At 73.1% G+C, this 20,154-nt stretch carries 20 protein-coding genes; 6 read left to right on the top strand and 14 right to left on the bottom strand.

From position 1 onward, the window contains the following. Positions 1–7 precede the first annotated feature (7 nt). Both miaA and ACQ452_RS08025 read right to left on the bottom strand, forming a co-directional pair. Positions 8–1,048 carry a tRNA (adenosine(37)-N6)-dimethylallyltransferase MiaA gene (gene miaA, locus ACQ452_RS08030; protein ID WP_433394037.1) on the bottom strand — a complete coding sequence of 347 codons (1,041 nt, stop codon included), beginning with the start codon at positions 1,046–1,048 and terminating at the stop codon, positions 8–10. Beyond that, positions 931–1,650, bottom strand: coding sequence for a class III extradiol dioxygenase subunit B-like domain-containing protein (locus ACQ452_RS08025; protein ID WP_433391673.1), 720 nt, complete (start codon positions 1,648–1,650; stop codon positions 931–933). The genes miaA and ACQ452_RS08025 overlap by 118 nt, the downstream gene beginning before the upstream one ends. Before the next feature lie 288 nt (positions 1,651–1,938). Here ACQ452_RS08025 and ACQ452_RS08020 point away from each other — a divergent pair, with 288 nt between their 5' ends. Next, positions 1,939–3,147 (top strand): DUF349 domain-containing protein, encoded by a 1,209-nt coding sequence (locus ACQ452_RS08020; RefSeq protein WP_433391670.1) that lies wholly within the window; start codon positions 1,939–1,941, stop codon positions 3,145–3,147. Between the two features lie 57 nt (positions 3,148–3,204). On the opposite strand, the gene miaB is transcribed toward ACQ452_RS08020, so the two are convergent. Beyond that, entirely contained in the window at positions 3,205–4,731 is a 1,527-nt protein-coding gene (miaB, locus tag ACQ452_RS08015; RefSeq protein ID WP_433391668.1) for a tRNA (N6-isopentenyl adenosine(37)-C2)-methylthiotransferase MiaB, read from the bottom strand. A gap of 51 nt (positions 4,732–4,782) precedes the next feature. On the opposite strand from miaB, the gene ACQ452_RS08010 reads away from it, so the two are divergent. Beyond that, entirely contained in the window at positions 4,783–5,013 is a 231-nt protein-coding gene (locus ACQ452_RS08010) for a DUF2277 family protein (protein ID WP_433391666.1), read from the top strand. 18 nt (positions 5,014–5,031) lie between these two features. Here the strand turns inward: ACQ452_RS08010 and ACQ452_RS08005 are convergent, their stop codons facing one another. Both ACQ452_RS08005 and selD read right to left on the bottom strand, forming a co-directional pair. Then, complete coding sequence (locus ACQ452_RS08005; protein WP_433391663.1) at positions 5,032–5,511, bottom strand: hypothetical protein; 480 nt, start codon at positions 5,509–5,511, stop codon at positions 5,032–5,034. A 287-nt stretch (positions 5,512–5,798) separates the two neighbouring features. Continuing rightward, positions 5,799–6,788: a selenide, water dikinase SelD gene (selD, locus tag ACQ452_RS08000; RefSeq protein ID WP_433391660.1), complete on the bottom strand. Its 990-nt coding sequence runs from the start codon at positions 6,786–6,788 to the stop codon at positions 5,799–5,801. Positions 6,789–6,977: 189 nt separating this feature from the next. On the opposite strand from selD, the gene ACQ452_RS07995 reads away from it, so the two are divergent. From ACQ452_RS07995 to ACQ452_RS07980, 4 genes are read left to right on the top strand one after another with little or no spacing between them, the layout of a single operon-like run. Continuing rightward, positions 6,978–7,733: an amino acid ABC transporter ATP-binding protein gene (locus tag ACQ452_RS07995; RefSeq protein ID WP_433391658.1), complete on the top strand. Its 756-nt coding sequence runs from the start codon at positions 6,978–6,980 to the stop codon at positions 7,731–7,733. A 58-nt stretch (positions 7,734–7,791) separates the two neighbouring features. Beyond that, positions 7,792–8,670 carry a glutamate ABC transporter substrate-binding protein gene (locus ACQ452_RS07990; RefSeq protein ID WP_433391656.1) on the top strand — a complete coding sequence of 293 codons (879 nt, stop codon included), beginning with the start codon at positions 7,792–7,794 and terminating at the stop codon, positions 8,668–8,670. A 39-nt stretch (positions 8,671–8,709) separates the two neighbouring features. Beyond that, a complete protein-coding gene (locus ACQ452_RS07985; protein WP_433391654.1) occupies positions 8,710–9,417 on the top strand; it encodes an amino acid ABC transporter permease in 708 nt (235 codons plus the stop codon). Further along, positions 9,414–10,379 (top strand): amino acid ABC transporter permease, encoded by a 966-nt coding sequence (locus ACQ452_RS07980; RefSeq protein ID WP_433391652.1) that lies wholly within the window; start codon positions 9,414–9,416, stop codon positions 10,377–10,379. The genes ACQ452_RS07985 and ACQ452_RS07980 overlap by 4 nt, the downstream gene beginning before the upstream one ends. 152 nt (positions 10,380–10,531) lie before the next feature. Here ACQ452_RS07980 and rny read toward each other — a convergent pair whose 3' ends face one another. The 9 genes from rny to ACQ452_RS07935 form a co-directional block, all read right to left on the bottom strand. Further along, positions 10,532–12,298 (bottom strand): ribonuclease Y, encoded by a 1,767-nt coding sequence (rny, locus tag ACQ452_RS07975; RefSeq protein WP_433391649.1) that lies wholly within the window; start codon positions 12,296–12,298, stop codon positions 10,532–10,534. A gap of 778 nt (positions 12,299–13,076) precedes the next feature. Next, positions 13,077–13,790 (bottom strand): 3-keto-5-aminohexanoate cleavage protein, encoded by a 714-nt coding sequence (locus tag ACQ452_RS07970; RefSeq protein ID WP_433391646.1) that lies wholly within the window; start codon positions 13,788–13,790, stop codon positions 13,077–13,079. A 69-nt stretch (positions 13,791–13,859) separates the two neighbouring features. After that, positions 13,860–14,555 carry a regulatory protein RecX gene (locus ACQ452_RS07965; protein WP_433391643.1) on the bottom strand — a complete coding sequence of 232 codons (696 nt, stop codon included), beginning with the start codon at positions 14,553–14,555 and terminating at the stop codon, positions 13,860–13,862. A 14-nt stretch (positions 14,556–14,569) separates the two neighbouring features. Beyond that, positions 14,570–15,616, bottom strand: coding sequence for a recombinase RecA (gene recA / locus ACQ452_RS07960; protein WP_433391640.1), 1,047 nt, complete (start codon positions 15,614–15,616; stop codon positions 14,570–14,572). 184 nt (positions 15,617–15,800) lie between these two features. Continuing rightward, positions 15,801–16,001 (bottom strand): DUF3046 domain-containing protein, encoded by a 201-nt coding sequence (locus tag ACQ452_RS07955; protein ID WP_433391637.1) that lies wholly within the window; start codon positions 15,999–16,001, stop codon positions 15,801–15,803. Between the two features lie 4 nt (positions 16,002–16,005). Then, a complete protein-coding gene (locus tag ACQ452_RS07950; RefSeq protein WP_433391634.1) occupies positions 16,006–17,316 on the bottom strand; it encodes an MFS transporter in 1,311 nt (436 codons plus the stop codon). A 78-nt stretch (positions 17,317–17,394) separates the two neighbouring features. Further along, positions 17,395–18,537, bottom strand: coding sequence for an acyl-CoA dehydrogenase family protein (locus ACQ452_RS07945; RefSeq protein ID WP_433391631.1), 1,143 nt, complete (start codon positions 18,535–18,537; stop codon positions 17,395–17,397). Between the two features lie 20 nt (positions 18,538–18,557). Then, on the bottom strand, positions 18,558–19,076 hold the full coding sequence (locus ACQ452_RS07940; protein WP_433391629.1) for a hypothetical protein: 519 nt from the start codon (positions 19,074–19,076) through the stop codon (positions 18,558–18,560). A 356-nt stretch (positions 19,077–19,432) separates the two neighbouring features. After that, positions 19,433–20,140: a UdgX family uracil-DNA binding protein gene (locus ACQ452_RS07935; RefSeq protein ID WP_433391627.1), complete on the bottom strand. Its 708-nt coding sequence runs from the start codon at positions 20,138–20,140 to the stop codon at positions 19,433–19,435. Positions 20,141–20,154 lie beyond the last annotated feature (14 nt).

The following is a 20,154-nucleotide window of genomic DNA, read 5'->3' as shown; positions in this document are numbered from 1 at the left end:
GCCCCCATCATCGCGCAGCCTCGGCGAGCCGGCGCAGGGCGGCCTGGATCAGCTCCGGCGTCGCCGAGTCCAGCCAGTGGATCCGCGGATCGCGACGGAACCAGGACCGCTGCCGGCGGACGAAACGCCGGGTGGCGCGGACGGTCTCGTCGTGCGCCTCGGCCTCCGTCAGCTCGCCGGCGAGGAAACGCAGCACCTGCTGGTAGCCGAGCGCACGGCTGGCCGTACGACCCTCGGGCAGGCCGCGCCCCACGAGGTCCCGCGTCTCGGCCACCAGGCCGGCGGCCCACATCCGGTCCACCCGCAGGGCGATCCGCTCGTCGAGCAGCGCGGTGTCCAGGTCCACGCCGAGCTGCACGCTGGGGTAGTACGGGGTCGGCTCCGGCAGCGAGGCGGTGAACGGCGCCCCCGTCAGCTCGATGACCTCCAGGGCGCGCACGATCCGCCGGCCGTTGCCGGGCAGGATCCCCGCAGCCGCGGCCGGGTCGGCGTCACGCAGCCGGGCGTACAGGGGTGCGGGGCCGGCCTCGGCCAGTTCCCGTTCCAGCCGCCCGCGCACCACCGCGTCCGTGCCGGGGAACTCGAAACGCTCCAGCACCGCCCGCACGTAGAGCCCCGAGCCGCCGACCAGCAGCGGCACGCGGCCCCGGGCCAGAACGTCGTCGACCGCCGCGCGGGCCAACCGCTGATATTGCGCGACGCTCGCCGGCTCGGTGACGTCCCAGATGTCCAGCAGGTGGTGCGGCACCCCCTCGCGCTCGGCGGGGGTCAGCTTCGCGGTGCCGACGTCCAGCCCCCGGTAGAGCTGCATCGAGTCGGCGTTCACCACCTCGCCGTCGAGGATGTGCGCGAGGGCGATGCTCAGCGCCGACTTGCCGGCCGCCGTCGGCCCGAGAACGGCCACCACCGTCCCGGCCGGCGGGCGGCCCGTCACGCCGGCGTCCAGGACGAGACGAAGTAGGCGACGCCGTAGGGCGCCGAGTGGTGGCGCAGCTCGCCGCGCCAGTCGCCGCCCGCCGCGCGCACCGCGCCGGCCAGCACCTGCCAGGGCGCCCGGCCGGCCGCCTTGAGCTGCGCCGACAGGACCGGGTCCAGGTCGAGCAGGGCCCCGGTGTCCGCGTCGGCCAGGGCCCGGGCGACCCCCTCGTCGTACGCCTCGGCGCGCGGGTCGTCGTAGCCGGGCGAGGCGGGCCCCCGGCAGGCCGACCCGTCCCCCGTCACCAGCAGCGCGACGCGCGGCTCGGTCGCCGCCGCGAACTCCGCCCCCAGTTCGGCGCAGTGCGCCGGGGCCGCGTCGGCCGCGACGGACCGGGCCAGCCGGGGCAGCGCGGTGCGGGAGCGTTGCAGCAGCCACGCGCCGACGGTGAGGCTCAGCGGCAGCCGGTCGCCCCCGGCGCAGTTCACCTTCCACAACCGCACGTGCCGGTCGAGGCCGTACGGCCGCAGCGAGCCGTGCTCGGCCGCGTTGAACCGGACGGTCTCCGGCCCGCCGCCGACCAGGAAGATCACCTCGGGTCCGGCGGCGATCAGCCCCGCCACGGCGGCGTCACAGGCGGCGCGCAGCTCATCCAGCTCCGGCGCGGCGGCACCGGCCAGCTCGGGGACGATGAGCGGCGGGTGGGGGCAGACGGCGGCGGCGACCAGGGGCACCAGGCAACGGTATCGGCACCACCGTGCCCGGTGCCGCGCACCCGCTCCCGCCGCCCGCTCAGCCCGGCGACCGGGCCCCGACGACCCGGTTCGTCCGGCGTGCGCCGGATTCCGACACTCGCCCCGGCGAGGCTGTCCGCAGCCGGTAGGACACCGTATGGTCACGGTCGGCGATAGGCGCTCGACGGCAACGGGGGCGCACCTGTGACAATGCCTGGGGAAACTTTGCTGCGCCGTGGCGGCGATCGTGGGGCTCGCTCCCCGACGCCGGGGAACGAGGATGGGCACATGAGCGACTGGACTGCCTTCGGACGGGTGGACGCGGACGGCACCGTGTACGTCAAGACGGCCGACGGTGAGCGGGTGGTCGGATCCTGGCAGGCGGGGGCACCCGAGGAGGGCCTGGCCCACTTCGCCCGCCGCTTCGACGACCTCGTGACCGAGGTCAACCTGACGGAGGCCCGGCTCAACTCGGGCGCCGCCGACGCCGGCCACTCGTTGACCACGATCCGGCGGATCCGTGCCTCGCTGGCCGAGGCGCACGTCGTCGGCGACATCGACGCGCTGGCCGCGCGGCTCGACCGGCTGGCCACGGTCGCCGAGGTGAAGGCCGGCGAGGCCAAGGCCGCCCGGGACGCCGCCCGTGCCGAGGCGCTGGCGCGTAAGCAGGTCCTGGTGGAGGAGGCGGAGAAGCTGGCCGCCGAGTCGACCGGCTGGAAGACCGCCGGGGACCGGCTCAAGGAGATCCTCGACGAGTGGAAGAGCATCCGCGGGGTCGACAAGAAGACCGACGGTGAGCTGTGGAAGCGGTTCGCCGCTGCGCGGGACGGTTTCACCCGCCGCCGCGGCGCCCACTTCGCCTCCCTCGACTCGCAGCGCAAGCAGGCGCAGACGGTCAAGGAAGAGCTGGTCGCCGAGGCCGAGAAGCTCAAGGACTCCACCGACTGGGCGGCGACCGCCAACCAGCTCAAGGAGCTGATGAACCAGTGGAAGGCCGCCCCGCGGGCCTCCAAGGAGGCCGAGCAGAAGCTCTGGGAACGCTTCCGCGGCGCGCAGGACGACTTCTTCACCCGCCGCAGCGAGGTCTTCTCCGCCCGCGACAACGAGCAGCGCGGCAACCTGGAGCGCAAGCAGGCGCTGCTGGCCGAGGCCGAGGCGCTGGACATCGACGGCGACCCGAAGGGCGCGCAGGCCAAGCTGCGGGAGATCCAGGCGCAGTGGCACGAGGCCGGGCGGGTGCCCCGCGAGGCGGCGGCCGGGCTGGACCGCCGGCTGCGCACGATCGACGAGAAGGTCCGCGAGGTGATGGACTCCGCGTGGCGGCGGACCACCAAGGACGACAACCCCCTGCTCGCCCAGATGCGTACGCAGGTCGCCGAGGCCGAGGAGCGGTTGGCCCGGGCCCAGGCGGCCGGGGACGCGCGCCGGGTCAAGGAGGCCGAGCAGGCGCTGGCCTCGAAGCGGCAGTTCCTCCAGCTCGCCGAGCAGGCCGGCTGACCGAACGGACGCCCCGACGGCCGGTGCCCGCGCGTGCGGGCACCGGCCGTCGGCGTGTCAGTGCGCGGCGCAGCCGGTCGTCGGCGCGGGCGGCGCGGCCGGTGCCCCGATCGTGGGCAGGCCGAGCAGCACCCCCGGCGTACGCGGGACACGCCCCGCCTCGGCCGCGTCGCCGGCCCGGGTGCGCCGGTGCGACAGGGGCTCCCCGTCGGCGTTGAGGTGGTGCGGGGCCGCGTACGTGATGGCGGTGTGCACGATGTCGCCGGGGCGGATGTGCCCGGCCGGTGGGCCGGCGTCGCCGGGCCGGCCGCCCGCGCCGGTGGCGAAGTGGACCAGGCGGCCGTCGCGGGCGCGGCCGGACATCCGGCCGGTGCGCTCGTCCTTGCGCCCCTCGCCGACGGCGACCAGCACCTCGACGGTCTCCCCCACGAGCTTGCGGTTCTCCGCCCAGCTCGTCTCCTCCACGCAGGCGATCAGCCGCTCGTAGCGCTCCTGCACGACCTGCTTCGGGAGCTGACCGTCCATCGTGGCGGCGGGCGTGCCGGGCCGCTTCGAGTATTGGAAGGTGAACGCGGAGGAGAAGCGGGCCTCGCGGGCCACGTCGAGGGTGCGTTCGAAGTCGGCCTCGGTCTCGCCGGGGAAGCCGACGATGATGTCGGTGGTGATCGCCGCGTCCGGCATGGCCGCCCGGACCTTGTCGATGATGCCCAGGTAGCGCTCGGCACGGTAGGAGCGGCGCATGGCCCGCAGCACGTCGTCGGAGCCGGACTGCAGCGGCATGTGCAGCGAGTGGCAGACATTGGGAGTCTCGGCCATCGCGGCGATCACGTCGTCGGTGAAGTCCTTCGGGTGCGGGCTGGTGAACCGGACCCGCTCCAGCCCCTCGATGTCGCCGCACGCGCGCAGCAGCTTGCCGAAGGCGAGCCGGTCACCGAACTCGACGCCGTAGGAGTTGACGTTCTGCCCGAGCAGGGTCACCTCCAGCACACCCTCGTCGACGAGCGCGCGCACCTCGGAGAGGATGTCGCCGGGGCGGCGGTCCTTCTCCTTGCCCCGCAGAGAGGGCACGATGCAGAACGTGCAGGTGTTGTTGCAGCCGACGGAGATCGACACCCAGCCGGCGTACGTGGACTCGCGCCGGGTGGGCAGCGTCGAGGGGAAGACGTCGAGGGATTCGAGGATCTCCACCTCGGCCGCCGCGTTGTGCCGGGCCCGCTCCAGCAGCACCGGCAGCGACCCGATGTTGTGCGTGCCGAACACCACGTCGACCCAGGGCGCCCGGCGGACGATGTCGCCCCGGTCCTTCTGGGCCAGGCAGCCGCCCACGGCGATCTGCATCCCCGGGTGCCTGGCCTTGACGGGGCGCAGGTGACCGAGGTTGCCGTAGAGCCGGTTGTCGGCGTTTTCCCGGACCGCGCAGGTGTTGAACACCATCACGTCCGGGTTGTCGTCGGCTTCGGCGGCGCGCACGTAGCCCGCCCGCTCCAGCAGGCCGGAGATGCGCTCGGAGTCGTGCACGTTCATCTGGCAGCCGTAGGTGCGCACCTGATAGGTGCGTGGGCCGCTCGCCGCTGCGGTAGTCATGACCCGGACAGCGTATCCGCCGCCACCGACGGACCCGAACGAGGAGGAGCCATGTGCCGGAGCATCAAGACCCTGCGTGAGCCGTACGTCGCCGAGGTGACCACGGCCGACGTCGACGCCGCGGCGTTGCAGTACGTCCGCAAGATCTCGGGTTTCCGCAAGCCGGCGGCCCACAACGCCGCGGCCTTCGACGCGGCGGTCGCCACGGTCGCCGCCGCCACCGCCACCCTGCTGGAGCAGCTGGAGGTACGCGGCGGCCACGCCGCCCGGCCGGCGGACTGACCTCCGGCGGGCCGGGGGTCAGGCCGCGGCCAGTGCCGGGAGCACCGAGTCGGGGGCCCAGCGTGAGCGGTGGCACTGCGACCAGCCACGGCAACGTGGATCGGCCTCGGTGCAGAGGCGCTGGTTGGCCAGCAGTTCGCCGTCGTCGGTCTCCCGGACGTCGAAGTGCACCGGCCGGATGGTGCCGTCGGGCGCGGCGAGCAGGTGCCGCCCGGCGTCGAGGGTGTCGTCGCGCAACAGGCAGTCGCGCCGCAGCAGCCGCGCCAGGGCGGCGATGCTGGCATGCTCCGGGAGCCGCTCGGGCACCCCGTAACAGTCGACGATCGTGGCGAACTCCCCCGGCGCCTGCCAGACGTCGCAGATCACCGCGTACGTCGGCAGCCGGGCGGGGTCCGCCGCCGCCAGGGGCATCACCACCCGGCCGAGCGCCTCGGCCAGTGCCGGGTAGACCTCCACCGGCCGCGCCCGATCGATTCTCCAGTTCCACAGCTCGGTCATGCCGCCTCCTCGCTGTGCTCGTCCCACCGGCCTCCGGATCGGGCCTTAATGACGATGGTGGGGGGCATATGACCTCAGCCGGGGGCAAGTTACCGGTCTGTGACCATTCCGGGCAAAATTTCCCGAGCACCGCTGCTCGGTGTAGCGGAAAGATGACAGTTTATCGGCTACGGTGGCCCGCCCCGGGCGCCACACGCCGGCCCGTGGCCCCCGCCGGGTGCCGCTGTGGCGGCTGTGACCAGGTGGGGCCGCCGGGGCGGCCCGGGCGGTGACCCGGGCCGCCGCCCTCAGCGCACGATCACCCGGTGCGCGCCGGGTGGCAGCAGCTCGCCGATCACTGTGGCGCCCGGCAGCTCACCGGCGACCAGCAGGCCGCCCGAGGTCTGCGCGTCGGCCAGCAGCAGCCGCTCGTCCTCGCCGGTCGCGCCGAAGTCGGTCCACGGGGTCACCCACTCCAGGTTGCGCCGGCTACCGCCGCTGACGTGCCCGTCGCGCACCGCCGCGCGCGCACCGGCCAGGTAGGGCACCCGGGCCGCGTCGATAGCCACCGTCAACCCGCTCGCCCGGGCCAGCTTGGACGCGTGCCCGAGCAGACCGAAGCCGGTCACGTCGGTGCCGCAGCGGACCCCGGCGGCCACCGCGGCCCGCGCCGCGTCCCGGTTGAGGGTGGTCATCGCGGCGACCGCCTCGGGGAAGCTCTCGCCCGTGTTCTTGTGCCGGGTGTTGAGCACCCCGACACCGAGCGGCTTGGTCAACGACAGCGGCAGGCCGGCCCGGCCCGCGTCCAGGGTGATCAGCTCCTGCGGCCGGACCACCCCCGTGACGGCCAGCCCGTACTTGGGGCCCTCGTCGTCCACGCTGTGCCCGCCGGCGAGATGACAGCCGGCCTCGCGCGCCACGTCCTGCCCGCCACGCAGCACCTCCCGGGCCAGCTCGAGCGGCAGCACGTCGCGCGGCCAGCAGAGCAGGTTGAGCGCGACGAGGGGGGTGCCGCCCATCGCGTACACGTCGGAGAGGGCGTTGGTCGCCGCGATGCGCCCCCAGTCGTAGGCATCGTCGACGACCGGGGTGAAGAAGTCCGCGGTGGCCACCAGGCCGGTGCGCTCGTCGAGCCGGACCACGGCGGCGTCGTCGCCGTGGTCGAGCCCGACGAGCAGCTCGGCGGTGCCGGTGGCCGGGCCCAACCCGGCGACCATGGTCTCCAGCTCCCCCGGGGGGATCTTGCACGCGCAGCCGCCCCCGCGGGCGTACCGGGTCAGCCGTACCGGTTCGGTCATCGCCACATGATCTCGGAGTGGCCGCACCGCCGCCACCGAGCCGGGCCGGATCGCGGTCAAAATCGGACTCTTGACCACGATCGGAACTGGTGTTATCGCTCCGTGACCAACTGAGTTGCGTACCGCCACATCCCCCCGCCTACAGTTGCCCAACCGGGGGTCAACCGACCCCGCGCGACGACAGGGACGGTGAACGACGTGACGACGGGCGAACCGCTCATCGTGCTGGACTCGGTCAACAAGTGGTTCGGGCCGCTGCACGTGCTGGACGACGTCTCACTGTCGGTCGGGCGCGGCGAGGTGGTCGTGGTGATCGGCCCGTCGGGCTCCGGCAAGTCGACGCTGTGCCGCGCCATCAACCGCCTGGAACCGATCAGCTCCGGCACGATCACCTTCGACGGGCAGCCGCTGCCGGCCGAGGGCAAGGCGCTGGCGAAGCTGCGCAGCGAGGTCGGCATGGTCTTCCAGTCGTTCAACCTCTTCGCGCACAAGACGATCCTCGAGAACGTCACCCTCGGGCCGGTCAAGGTCCGCAAGGAGAAGCCGGCGGCGGCGCGCGAGCGCGGCCTGGCCCTGCTGGACCGGGTGGGCATCGCCAACCAGGCCGACAAGTTCCCGGCCCAGCTCTCCGGCGGCCAGCAGCAGCGCGTCGCGATCGCCCGGGCGCTGGCCATGCAGCCCAAGGCGATGCTCTTCGACGAGCCGACCAGCGCGCTCGACCCGGAGATGGTCGGCGAGGTGCTGGACGTGATGACGTCGCTGGCCCGCGAGGGCATGACCATGGTCGTGGTCACCCACGAGATGGGCTTCGCCCGGCACGCGGCGAACCGCGTCATCTTCATGGCCGACGGGCAGTTGGTCGAGGACGCGCCGCCGGCCGAGTTCTTCGCCAACCCGCGCAGCGAGCGGGCCAGAGACTTCCTCTCCAAGATCCTCACGCACTAGGCGTCCGTACCTGGAGCGCGCCGTCCCCCGGCGGTTCCGTCGAAGCAAGGAGATGAACATGCGTATCACGCGCGTAGCGGCACTCGCCGCGGCCGCCACCCTGGCGCTCGGCATGACCGCCTGCGGTGGCGACGACGCCGACGAGGACACCGGCGCCGGCAGCAAGACCTTCGCCGCCGGCAGCACGATGGAGCGCCTCAACAAGGCCCAGGCCATCAAGATCGGCACGAAGTTCGACCAGCCCGGCTTCGGCCAGAAGGGCCTGTCCGGCAAGCCGGAGGGCTTCGACGTCGAGGTCGCGAAGATCATCGTCAAGGAGCTCGGCATCCCCGAGGACAAGATCGAGTGGGTCGAGGCCCCCTCGAAGGTCCGCGAGGACGTGATCGTGAACGGCACCGTCGACCTGGTCGCCGCCACCTACACGATCAACGACAAGCGCAAGGAGCGCATCGCGTTCGCCGGGCCGTACTACGAGGCCGGCCAGAACATCATGGTGAAGAAGGACGACACCACCATCACCGGGCCGGACTCCTTCAAGGACGGCACCAAGAAGGTCTGCTCGGTCACCGGCTCCACCCCGGCCGAGGAGATCAAGAAGTACGTCAAGGACGTCGCCACCCAGGTGGTGCTCTTCGACACCTACGACAAGTGCCGCGACGCCGTCAAGGGCGGCCAGGTCGACGCCCTGACCACGGACAACGTGATCCTGCTCGGCTACATCGCCAAGGATGAGGCGTCGTTCAAGCTGGCCGGCGAGAACTTCACCAAGGAGCCGTACGGCCTCGGGGTGAAGAAGGAGGACACCGACTTCCGCAACTTCGTCAACGACACGCTGGAGAAGGCGTTCGCCGACGGCAGCTGGAAGAAGGCCTGGGACGGCACCGCCGGCAAGTTCGGCGCCGAGCTGGGCGCCGCGCCGACCGTCAACCGTTACTGAGCTGATTCCTGATCTGGAGGGTGGGAGGAAGACCGTCCCGTGAGTGTGCTCATCGACAAGTTCGACGTCTTCGCGGGTGGTTTCTGGCTCACCCTCCAGATCTGCGTACTCGCCGCGGTCGGCGCCCTGATCCTGGGCGCCGTCCTGGCGGTGCTGCGGATCTCCCCGGTGCCGCCGCTGCGGGCGGTCGGCACCGGCTACGTCAACGTCTTCCGCAACATGCCGCTGACCGTGGTGATGTTCTTCGCCGCGTTCGGCCTGCCGGCGCTCGGCTCCAACGCCGACTTCCTGCGCGTCCCCGGCCTCGACGCGGTGTTCAGCCGGCTCGACACGGATCTGCCATACTTCCGCCTCGCGCTGATCGCGCTGGTGCTCTACACGGCGGCGTTCGTCTGCGAGGCGCTGCGCTCCGGCGTGAACGCCGTGCCCGCCGGCCAGGCCGAGGCCGCCCGGTCGCTGGGCCTGACCTTCGGCCAGAACCTGCGCCACGTGGTGCTGCCGCAGTCCTGGAAGGCCTCCGTGGTGCCGCTCGGCTCGGTCATCATCGCGATGATCAAGAACTCGGCCCTGGTCGGCTTCTTCGGCGTCGTCGGCGACCTTTCGCAGACCGCCGACCAGCTCACCTCCGCCGAGGGCTACGCCTTCATTCCGGTCGCCATCGGCATCTCGATCGGATACCTCATCATGACCGTTCCCCTCGGCGCCTTCCTCGACCGCGTCGAGAAGCGACAGGCGGTGGCCCGGTGAGCCAGCAGAGCGTCCTCTACGACGTACCCGGTCCCCGGCAGCGCCGGCTCACCCTGATCGGCAGCCTCGTCGCCACCGTCGCGCTGCTCGCCGGCGCGTACTTCCTGATCTACCAGCCGCTGGACGACAAGGGCCAGTTCTCGATGGAGCTCTGGGGGCCGCTGATCGACCCCTCCAACGAGAACTTCTCGCTGGTGTGGGACCGGCTCGCCGTCGGCTTCAAGAACACCCTGATGGCCGCCGCCCTGGCGATCGTCAGCTCGCTGCTGGTCGGCACCCTGCTCGCGGTGCTGCGGATCCAGCTCAAGAGCCTGACCCGCCGCCGGTTCACCGGGCTCGCCGCGCCGCTGGCGTACCTGCTGCGCGGGCTGAGCCTGTTCCTGTCGGCGCTCACCCGGGTCTGCGTCGAGGTGTTCCGGGGCCTGCCCGTGGTCCTCACGATCTTCTTCGTGGCCCGCGGCTTCCCGGAGTTCGGCATCTCGTTCGACACCCTCTGGTATCTGGTCATCGGCCTGACCATCTACAACTCGGTGGTGATCGCCGAGATCCTCCGCTCCGGCATGGAGGGCCTGCCCGGCGGGCAGGCCGAGGCGGCGTCCGCGATCGGGCTGTCCCCGATGCAGACCACCCGGATGATCCTGCTGCCGCAGGCATTCCGGATCATGCTGCCGGCGCTGATCAGCCAGCTCGTCGTCGTGCTCAAGGACACCTCGCTGGGCTTCATCATCAGCTACGAGGAGACCCTGAACATCGGCAAGCAGATCATCGGCGTACTGGACAACCCGATCCAGGTCTACGTCGTGATCGCGGTGCTGTTCATCCTGGTCAACTACTCGCTGTCGAAGCTGGCCCAGTACATCCAGCGGCGGCTCTCCCGCGGTCGTAAGACCGCCGGCACCCCCGCCCAGAACCCGCCCCCGGCGGCGCTCACCGCGCAGGCGGAGGGCACCGGCGGCGCCTGATCCCCGCTGACGAAGGGCCGGCCCGATCATCGGGCCGGCCCTTCGCGTAACACCGATGACGCCCTCGGCTCCTGGTGAGGTTCTCGCCAGGCAGCGGTGCTCACCGGCCGGGCCGCCCGTCAGCGAAAAACCCCAGGCGCCGGCCGGGTCCCTCAGCGGGCGATCTCGGTGACGCGGGACTCGCGGACCACGGTCACCCGGATCTGGCCCGGGTAGGTCAGCTCCTCCTCGATCTGCTTGGCCACGTCCCGGGCCAGCACGGCGGCGCCGATGTCGTCCACGTCGTCCGGCTTGACCATCACCCGGATCTCCCGGCCGGCCTGCATGGCGAAGACCTTCTCCACGCCGAGCTTGCCCGCCGCGATCTCCTCGATGCGCTCCAGCCGCTTGACGTACGCCTCCAGGCTCTCCCGCCGGGCCCCGGGCCGCCCGCCCGAGCAGGCGTCGGACGCCTGGGTGAGGACGGCCTCGATGGTCTGCGGCGGCACCTCGTTGTGGTGCGCCTCGATGGCGTGCACCACGTCCTCGTGCTCGCCGTACCGGCGGGCCACGTCGGCGCCGATGATGGCGTGGCTGCCCTCCACCTCGTGGGTGAGCGCCTTGCCGATGTCGTGCAGGAACGCCGAGCGCTTGATGATCGGCACGTCCAGCCGCAGCTCGGCGGCCATGATCCCGGCGATGTGCGCGGTCTCCACCAGGTGCTTGAGCACGTTCTGCCCGTACGACGTCCGGTAGCGCAGCCGACCCAGCAGGGTGACCAGCTCCGGGTGGATCTCGGTGATGCCGACCTCGACCAGGGCGTCCTCGGCCGCCCGCTGGCAGAGCTCCGCCACCTCGTGGCGGGCCGAGTCGTAAACCTCCTCGATGCGGTGCGGGTGGATCCGCCCGTCCAGGATCAGCTTCTCCAGCGTCAGCCGGCCCACCTCGCGGCGGACCGGGTCGAAGCAGGAGAGCAGCACCGCCTCGGGGGTGTCGTCGATGATCAGGTTGACGCCGGTGACCGATTCGAAGGCGCGGATGTTGCGGCCCTCCCGGCCGATGATCCGCCCCTTCATCTCGTCCCCGGGCAGGTGCAGGACGCTGACCACGCTCTCGGCGGTCTGCTCGCTGGCGACGCGCTGGATGGCGTCGACGACGATGTGCCGGGCCCGCTGCTCGGCGGTGCCGCGGGCCTCGGACTCGATGTCCCGCACCAGCAGCGCGGCCTCCCGCTTGGCCTGCGTCTCGATCGCGTCGACCAGCTCCGTCCGGGCCGCGTCGGCGGTGAGCCCGGCGACCCGCTCCAGTTCGCGGCGCTGCCGCTCCTCCGCCTCGGCCAGCTCGGCCTCGCGTCGGGCGAGCGCGGCCTCGCGGGCCGACAGGGCCGCGCCGGCGGCGGTGAGCTGCCGCTCCCGTTCGGCGAGCCGCTCCACCTCCTCGGTGTGCAGCCGCTCGCGCTCGTCCATCCGGGCCGCCCGCCGCTCCACCTCGGCGGCCTGCTCCCGCGTGGTGGCGGCGAGCACCGCGACCTCCCGCTCACCGCTGCGCCGGGCGGTGGCCCGCAGCTGATCCGCGTCGGCCTCGGCCTGCTTGTGGGCCCGTTCCAGGACGGTGTCGGCCTCCGCCCGGGCGTCGTCGAGCACCCGGCGGGCCTCGGCGCGGGCCGCCTTCGCCTCGGCCTTCGCGGCGGCGGCCTCGGCGCGGGCGGCCGAGGCGGCGGACTTTGCCACGTCGATAGTGCTGTTGGCCTCGTCGGCGGCGGTGCGCAGGGCCGCCAGGGACTGCTCCTGGCGGTCCTTCTCGGCGATGAAGGCGGGATCCTCGGGTGCGGGCGCCGCGCCGAAGCGGCGCAGCGCCCGCACGCCGAGCAGCACGGCCCCGAGCACGACCACGGTCAGGACCAGCACCACGGCCAGGATCAGCACGTCGAAGCCGCTCATACCGGCGCCCCGTGCCGGCCGACGACCACCGGGTGCGGCCCAGGGGTCGGCCCGCTCATGTCGGCACCCCGGTGCAACTGCGCCACCTCGCCATGGCCGCCTCCCCTGAACGTCGGGACCGCAGCGACCGTGCCGATGGGCACGCACCCTGCGGCTGTGGACGCCCGACCGGAGCGACTGGCCGTGGGGTAGCTTCCGCCGGCGGTGCCCACGCGGGAGCATCGCCGACGGCGGGGTGCAGTTGTCGCGACAGCCCCGGACCGGCCAGTCCGCGGCTGTCGCCAGTGGCCGATCAGATCGGCCAAAGTGATGCTGTTCTGTTACGCGATCTATGTTGTGCGCTTAGCCTGCGCTTGGTCGGGCAATGTGAGCCTGTATGGCGAGGCTAGGTCTCGCGGGGCACTCCGGTCAAGAACGGATGATCAAACCCCCCGAACGGAGAGAAGTCACCGCGTCACCCAGCGCCACGGCGCGGCCGGACACCAGTGGACAAAACGGCGGCGGACCGGACCGTGCCGCGCATCGGCCCTGCTCAACCGGGCCCACCCGCGTGGGCAGCCCGACACCGCCGCCCTACCACCTGTGACGCACATATCCGCCCAGCACCCCGCCGGCACCCACCTGGCCACACCCTCCCCCGTGATCGCCTGTCGCCCAGCCGGTGTCTCGGGGCACCCCGGACCGGGCCCTCGTCAACCGATCATCCAAGGACGGCCCTGCCAGCGCACGACGACCCTGCCAGCGCACGACGGCCGCCGTCGTCGGGGTGGCGGACGGGTCAGCGGGCGCCGGCCGCGACGGCGGCCGTCACCAGCGCGGCGTTGCCGGGCGCGGTCGAGCCGTCCGGCAACCGGAGCGTGTCCTCCAGCCCGATGCGACCGTCCAGGCCCCGGCGTACCGCCTCGGTCAGCAACGACCAGGTCGCCGGGCCCTCGGCGTGCAACAGCACCGGCACGCCGCCGGCCGCCGCATACGGCAGCGCCGAGAGCATCCCGGCGGCATCGGCCAACGCCACCGCCCGGTCCTGCGCCATGCACTCGATCAGGAGCCGCCCGGCCGGCACCCGCCACCGCGAGTACGCCTCGACGGCGTCGACCGTCCAGAGCCCCGCCTCGACCATGACGCCCCGCTCGTGCAGGGCCGCCGCCACCTCCTCCGCGCCCGACTCGTGCGCGTTGACCGAGGCGGAGTCGGGCAGCACCGTCCAGGACCGGACGGCCGCCACCCGCGCGGCCGGCTCCGGCTCGATCCAGGCCCCGGTGCTCACCCCGACCGGCAGCCCGGGCAGGGCCGCCCGGATCGCGTCCAGCGCGGCGGCGATCACCTCCGGGTGCAGCGACTCCCGGCCGGCCGCGTCCCGGGGGTGCACGTGCACCGCGCCGGCACCGAGCCGCACGCAGCGGACCGCGTCGGCCGCCAGCTCGGCCGGGGTGAGCGGCACGGCCGGGTGCTCGTCACGACCACGGGACCCGTTGAGGCACGCGTTCAACATCGGCGTCTCCCTCCGCCCAGCCGGCGGGAGCGTGGCCGAGCACCCGCACGGATGCGCGTCCCACCCTGCTCACCCGGTGGCACGGCCGTCCCGGTCGGGCTCCCCCTCGGCCTCGGCGAGCGCGTCGGCGTCGATCTGCTCCGCGAACTCGGCCGCCTCGGCGCTCTGCGCGGCCAGCGCGTCCTTCACCGCCCGGATCGCCACGCCCGGCGGGTAGCCCTTGCGGGCCAGCATGCCCACCAGCCGCCGGAAGACCGCGTCCGGCTCGCCCCGGGCGGTGCGCAGCTTCCGCTCGACCAGGGTGCGGGCGGTCTCGGACTCGGTCTCCTCGTCCAGCTCGCCGAGCGCCTCGCTCGCCACCTCGCCGTCCACCCCGCGCTGGCGAAGCTCGTTGGCGAGCGCCCGACGGGCCAGGCCCCGGCCGGAGTGACGGCTGGCCACCCAGGCCCGGGCGAAAGCGGCGTCGTCGATGATGCCGACCTCGTCGTAGCGGTCGAGCACCTGCGCCGAGACCTCCTCGGAGATGCCCCGCCTGGCCAGCGCCCCGGCCAGCTCGGCCCGGGTGCGGGGCCGCACGGAGAGCTGGCGCAGGCAGATCTCCCGCGCGACCTCCGCCTCGTCGCGCGGTGGGCCCGAGGGCGCCTCGGGGTCGGTGTCGCCCGCCCGGCCGCGCCGGGCGCGAGGGGGACGGGGCGTGCTGTCGTCACCTGCGCGGGCGGGGCTGGCATCCCAGCCCCGCCCGGTGCGGGCGCGTCGTCCTGCCATGGGTCAGGGACCGGTCAGAAGTCGACCGGCGGCAGCTCCGGGCCACCGGCGGCATCGCCCGCGCCGACCCCGACGCCGAGCTTCTCCAGGATCTTCTTCTCGACCTCGGCGGCGACGTCCGGGTTTTCCCGCAGGAACTCGCGGGCCTTCTCCTTGCCCTGGCCGAGCTGGTCGCCGTCGTAGGTGTACCAGGCGCCGGACTTGCGGATGATCGCCTGCTCGACGCCGACGTCGATCAGGGAGCCCTCGCGGGAGATGCCCTTGCCGTACATGATGTCGAACTCGGCCTGCTTGAACGGCGCGGCGACCTTGTTCTTCACGACCTTGACCCGGGTGCGGTTACCGACCACGTCGGTGCCGTCCTTGAGGCTCTCGATGCGGCGCACGTCGAGCCGGACCGAGGCGTAGAACTTCAGGGCCCGGCCGCCCGTGGTGGTCTCGGGGCTGCCGAACATCACGCCGATCTTCTCGCGGAGCTGGTTGATGAAGATCGCCGTGGTGCCGGTGTTGTTGAGCACACCGGTGATCTTCCGCAGCGCCTGGCTCATCAGCCGGGCCTGGAGGCCGACGTGGCTGTCGCCCATCTCGCCCTCGATCTCGGCGCGCGGCACCAGGGCCGCCACCGAGTCGATCACGATGATGTCGATCGCGCCGGAGCGGACCAGCATGTCCACGATCTCCAGCGCCTGCTCGCCGGTGTCCGGCTGGGAGACCAGCAGGGCGTCGGTGTCGACGCCGAGAGCCTTGGCGTAGTCCGGGTCGAGGGCGTGCTCGGCGTCGATGAAGGCGGCGATGCCGCCGGCCCGCTGGGCGTTGGCCACCGCGTGCAGGGCCACAGTCGTCTTACCGCTGGACTCCGGACCGTAGACCTCGACGACCCGGCCCCGGGGCAGACCGCCCACGCCGAGCGCCACGTCGAGCGCGATCGAGCCCGTGGGGATCACCGAGGTCTGGACGACCGGCCGCTCCCCCAGTCGCATCACCGAGCCCTTGCCGAACTGCTTGTCGATCTGAGCGAGAGCAAGGTCGAGTGCCTTCTCCCGATCGGGCCCTGCGGCCATGTTTGCCACCCCTGCCTTCGCCGGCGTCTTTCCTGAGCTTCGCGTCACGCGGACACGCTAGGCGCTGGGTCCGACAGAAAACCAGCCGACCGGCCGTGAGCTGTGGACGAGCACCCCGCTGTGGACAATAGCCGAACAGGTGTACGAGTCGGCAAGCGACACGCGGAAGCGACGAAACGGCTGCTCAGCGTAGTCGCGCGGGCACCCGGTCGGGATACGCGGCGCAGACCGCCCGCCACACCACGTGGGCCTGCTCACCCGATGCCAGGGCCTGCTCGATGGTGCGCCCGTCGAGCTGCGAGAGCACCTGGTCGCGGGCGATGCTGGCCGCGTAGCCGGGGCCGAACGCCTCTGCCAGCCTCGTCCAGAAGTCGGTCAGCCGCACGTGATCACTCCTCCTCGTCCGGTGCCCCCACCGGCACCGGCCGCAACGCTAGCGTCACCAGGGGCACCACCGCGACCGCCGCGAACATGGCCAGCACCGGATAACCGGCCGCCTCCACGACAAACCCGCTGACCGTTCCGCCGACGGCTCCGGCCAGCCCCATGGTCAGGTCGCAGAGCCCCTGCACGCTCGGGCGGATCCCCGCCGGCACCGACTCCGACAGCAGCGTCGAGCCCGCGACCATGGTCCCCGACCAGCCCAGGCCGAGCAGGAACAACCCGGTCGAGAGCCGGGCCGTGTGGTGCCCGGCCGTGCCGGCGACCGCGCACGCCGCGAGCAGCAGCCCGACGCCGCCGAGGATCACCGCCCGGCGGCCGATCCGGTCGGTGAGCCAACCCGCCACGGGGGCCAGGGCGTACATGCCGGCGATGTGCAGGCTCAGCACGAGACCGACCACCCGCAGCAGGTCGGCGTCGGAGTGCCACTCGTGCAGGCGTACCGGGGTCATCACCATCACGGCGACCATGACCAGGTGGCCGACCGCCACCGCGACGATGCCGAGCCGGGCGGGGGGCCGCGCGCGTACCGCCGACCAGGCGGCCCGCATGCCCGCACCGCGCCGGGTGGTCGGCGCCGACGCGACGCCGGCGGGGGTCGCCGGGCTGCCGGCCGCCGCCAGCCGGCGCGCGGTGAGCAACGGGTCCGGCCGCAGCAGCCCCAGGATCGTCCCGGCGGCCAGCACGAACGCGACGGCGCTGAACGCGAACGGACCGGCCAACGTGGGCAGCCCCCAGCCGCTGGTGACGCCGTCGGCGAGTGAGGCGAAGTTCGGCGCGGCCACGGCGCCGATGGTGGTGGCCCAGACGATCAGCGAGAGCTGGCGACCCCGACGCGCCGGGGTCGCCAGGTCCACCGCGGCGTAACGGGCCTGGAGGTTGGCCGCGCTGCCGCCGCCGAACAGGAGCATGCCGAGGCAGAGCAGCGGAACCCAGCGGGTGACCGCGGCGAGGACCACCAGGGTGCCGCCGGCCGCGCCGGTCAGGTACGCCACGACCAGGCCGGGTCGCCGGCCGTGCGTGGTCATGATCCGGGTGACCGGCACGGCGAGCAGCGCCCCGCCCACCACGGCGGCGCTGCTGACCAGGCCCGCGACGGCGGTCCCGGCGATGTCGGCGGCGAGCAGCGCCCCGACGGCGACGCCGATGGTCACCCCGATCCCGCCGATGATCTGCGTGCCGAAGAGCAGCCGCAGGGTACGCCGCTGGATGGGCACGACGTCGGGCGCGGCGAGCGGCGCGGCGAGGTCGGTGGCCATGGCGGCTCCTTCGAGGTAAGGGGCGAGGTGCCGTCTCATCCTTGCGCACCCGCCCCGCCACCCGGCGGTCGGCTGACGCTACAGTCCGAGGCCCCGACCGATGATCTCCTTCATGATCTCGGTGGTGCCGCCGTAGATCGTCTGCACCCGCCCGTCCAGCCAGGCCTTCGCCACCGGGTACTCCAGCATGTAGCCGTAGCCGCCGTGCAGTTGCACGCAGCGGTCAGCCACCCGGTTCTGCAGTTCCGTGGTCCACCACTTCGCCTTGGCCGCGTCGGTGACCGAGAGCCGGCCGGCGTCGTGCTCCGCGACGCAGTGGTTGACGAAGGTGCGGGCGATGGTGACCTCGGTGTCCAGCTCGGCCAGCAGGAAACGGTTGTGCTGGAACGTGCCGACCGGCCGCCCGAAGGCCTGCCGGGACCGGGCGTAGTCCAGGGTGACGGCGAGCAGTCGCTCCGCGGCGGCCACCGCGGTGACCGCGATGCTGAGCCGCTCCCGGGGCAGGTTCGCCATCAGGTGGTAGAAGCCCTGGTTCTCGGCGCCGATCAGGTTCTCCGCCGGCACCCGGCAGTCGTCGAAGAACAGCTCGGCGGTGTCGTTGGCCCTGAGCCCCACCTTGGCCAGCCGCCGACCCCGGGTGAAGCCGGGCGTGCCGCGCTCCACCGCGAGCAGGCTCAGCCCGTGCGCGCCCCGATCCGGCGCGGTACGCGCGACCACCACCACCAGGTCGGCCAGTTCCCCGTTGGTGATGAAGGTCTTCTGGCCGTCGAGCACCCAGCTGTCGCCGTCGCGCACCGCGCCCGTGCGGATCCCGGCCAGGTCGGAGCCGGCGCCGGGCTCGCTCATCGCGATGGCGGTGACCAGGTCGCCGCTGCAGAATCCGGGCAGCCAGCGCGTGCGCTGCTCGGGGGTGCCCAACCCGGTCAGGTATGGGGCCACCACGTCGTTGTGCAGGCCGAAACCGAGCCCGGTGCAGCCGGCGGCGACGATCTCCTCGTCCAGCACGGCGTTGAACCGGAAGTCGCGCTGCCCGCCGCCGCCGTACTCCGCGTCGACGTCCGTGCCCAGCAGGCCGGCGGCCCCGGCACGGCGCCACACCTCGCGGTCGACGATCCCGTCGGCCTCCCAGCGCTCGTGGTGGGGCACCGCCTCCCGGGCGAGGAACTCGCGGCACAGCTCGCGGAACTCCTCGTGGTCGCGCTCGTATAGATGCTGCTGCATGGCGGCAAGTGTGGCACCCCTCACCCGCCCTGCCCAGGGCCGCCGAGCGAGCGCTCCAGCCGGCGCACCCTGGCCAGGGTCAGGGCGGCGACGCCGAGCACGACGGCGAGAACGGTGCCGAGCAGACCGGCGGTCAACGGCCGGTCGAGCGCCACCGCGAGCGCGACCAGCCCGCCGAAGAGCGCGCCGCCGCCCGCCAGGCCGAGCACCGCCCCTCGCCGGACCGCGGGCAGGTGGTCCACCGTGGCCGCCCGGTCCTGCTCGTCGGCGGGGAACCGGCCCCGACGCAGCGCCCGGCGGGCCGCCTCCCACGCCGGATCGCGGTCGGCCCGCACGACCCAGCCGAGGACCAACGGGAACAGCCCCCAGGGCACGCCACCCACCCCCGCGCCGAGCAGGGCCTCCGCCGGGGAACGACCGGAGCCGTCGAGCAACCGCGCCACGAACCAGGCGGCGGTGGCGAGCGCGGCGGCCAGCACGTACGGGCCGGGCGCGCCCAGGCGGATCAGTGGCGGACGGCGGGTGTGGCGGGGGGACATGACCGCAGCGGTACCCGGTGACCCCGGTGGACACTCCTCCGCGTTCCCCCGACCGCGCATCGACGCCTGCCGACGTGGCCGAGCGGCCAGCCGCTGGGCGTGGGACGCGGGACGCGAGGCGCGGGCTTCAGCGGGCGAAGATGCCGACCGGGGTGGCCGGGCGCTTCCTTTGGAGCTGATGTCGCAAACGCATCACGCCCCACCGGACGCGCTGATGTCGTAAACGACTCAGCTCGAAAGGATCGGCGCGGCAACCCCTGCCCGGACCAGCGGTTCTCGGCGCCACCGCCGTCGAGCTGGGCCCGGACCTCGCATCGCCTGCGGCCCACGCCACCCAACGCCTGGTCGGGGCCCCGCTACCGGCCGTCGAGGGCGCGGGCGGCCACCGTGAGGTCGGCGACCAGCCCCTCGTACGCCTTGTCCTGGTCGTCCGCGCGCAGCACGGCGGACGGGTGGATGGTGGCCAGCAGCCGGGCCGGCGGGGCGTCCGCGAGGGCGCCCGTGGAATCCACCGGCACCCGCCGGAAGTCCTCCGGGTGCTGGGCCGAATCCGGCCAGGGCAGCAGCTCGCCGCGCTGGCGGGTGACCCGGAACGCCGGGCCGAGCAGGGCCTTGGCGGCGGTGGCGCCGAGCACCACCACGATCTCCGGGCGCAGCCGGGCGAACTCGGCCACCAGCCAGGGCCGGCAGGCGGTGATGTGCACCCGGTCCGGGGTCTGGTGGATGCGCCGCTTGCCACGCTGCTCGAAGCGGAAGTGCTTCACCGCGTTGGTGAGGTAGATGTGGCCGGGGTCGAGCCGCGCGTCGTCGACCGCCCGGCGCAGCAGCCGGCCGGCCGGGCCGACGAACGGCAGGCCCTTCTGGTCCTCCATGTCGCCGGGCTGCTCGCCGACGAAGACCACCCGCGCACCGGCGTCGCCGCGGCCGAAGACCGTCTGCGACGCGTCCCGGTAGAGCTCGCAGCCCCGGCAGCCGGCGGCGGCGGCACGCAGGTCGTCGAGGGTGTCGGCCCGCGACGGGATGAACTTCTGCGCGCCCGGCGCGGTCTCGGTCTGCTCGGCCATGACGACTGTTCTGC

The organism is Micromonospora sp. KLBMP9576, from assembly GCF_050941805.1.
Taxonomy (GTDB): domain Bacteria; phylum Actinomycetota; class Actinomycetes; order Mycobacteriales; family Micromonosporaceae; genus Micromonospora.
This window is presented reverse-complemented; position numbering and strand designations above follow the sequence as displayed.

Coding starts and splice junctions, on each gene's coding strand:
- ACQ452_RS07950 (WP_433391634.1), bottom strand. CDS start 17,316: ATGGCCACCGACCTCGCCGCGCCGCTCGCCGCGCCCGACGTCGTGCCC.
- ACQ452_RS07945 (WP_433391631.1), bottom strand. CDS start 18,537: ATGCAGCAGCATCTATACGAGCGCGACCACGAGGAGTTCCGCGAGCTG.
- ACQ452_RS08005 (WP_433391663.1), bottom strand. CDS start 5,511: ATGACCGAGCTGTGGAACTGGAGAATCGATCGGGCGCGGCCGGTGGAG.
- rny (WP_433391649.1), bottom strand. CDS start 12,298: ATGAGCGGCTTCGACGTGCTGATCCTGGCCGTGGTGCTGGTCCTGACC.
- ACQ452_RS08020 (WP_433391670.1), top strand. CDS start 1,939: ATGAGCGACTGGACTGCCTTCGGACGGGTGGACGCGGACGGCACCGTG.
- recA (WP_433391640.1), bottom strand. CDS start 15,616: ATGGCCGCAGGGCCCGATCGGGAGAAGGCACTCGACCTTGCTCTCGCT.
- miaB (WP_433391668.1), bottom strand. CDS start 4,731: ATGACTACCGCAGCGGCGAGCGGCCCACGCACCTATCAGGTGCGCACC.
- ACQ452_RS07965 (WP_433391643.1), bottom strand. CDS start 14,555: ATGGCAGGACGACGCGCCCGCACCGGGCGGGGCTGGGATGCCAGCCCC.
- selD (WP_433391660.1), bottom strand. CDS start 6,788: ATGACCGAACCGGTACGGCTGACCCGGTACGCCCGCGGGGGCGGCTGC.
- ACQ452_RS07990 (WP_433391656.1), top strand. CDS start 7,792: ATGCGTATCACGCGCGTAGCGGCACTCGCCGCGGCCGCCACCCTGGCG.
- ACQ452_RS07940 (WP_433391629.1), bottom strand. CDS start 19,076: ATGTCCCCCCGCCACACCCGCCGTCCGCCACTGATCCGCCTGGGCGCG.
- ACQ452_RS08010 (WP_433391666.1), top strand. CDS start 4,783: ATGTGCCGGAGCATCAAGACCCTGCGTGAGCCGTACGTCGCCGAGGTG.
- ACQ452_RS07970 (WP_433391646.1), bottom strand. CDS start 13,790: ATGTTGAACGCGTGCCTCAACGGGTCCCGTGGTCGTGACGAGCACCCG.
- ACQ452_RS07935 (WP_433391627.1), bottom strand. CDS start 20,140: ATGGCCGAGCAGACCGAGACCGCGCCGGGCGCGCAGAAGTTCATCCCG.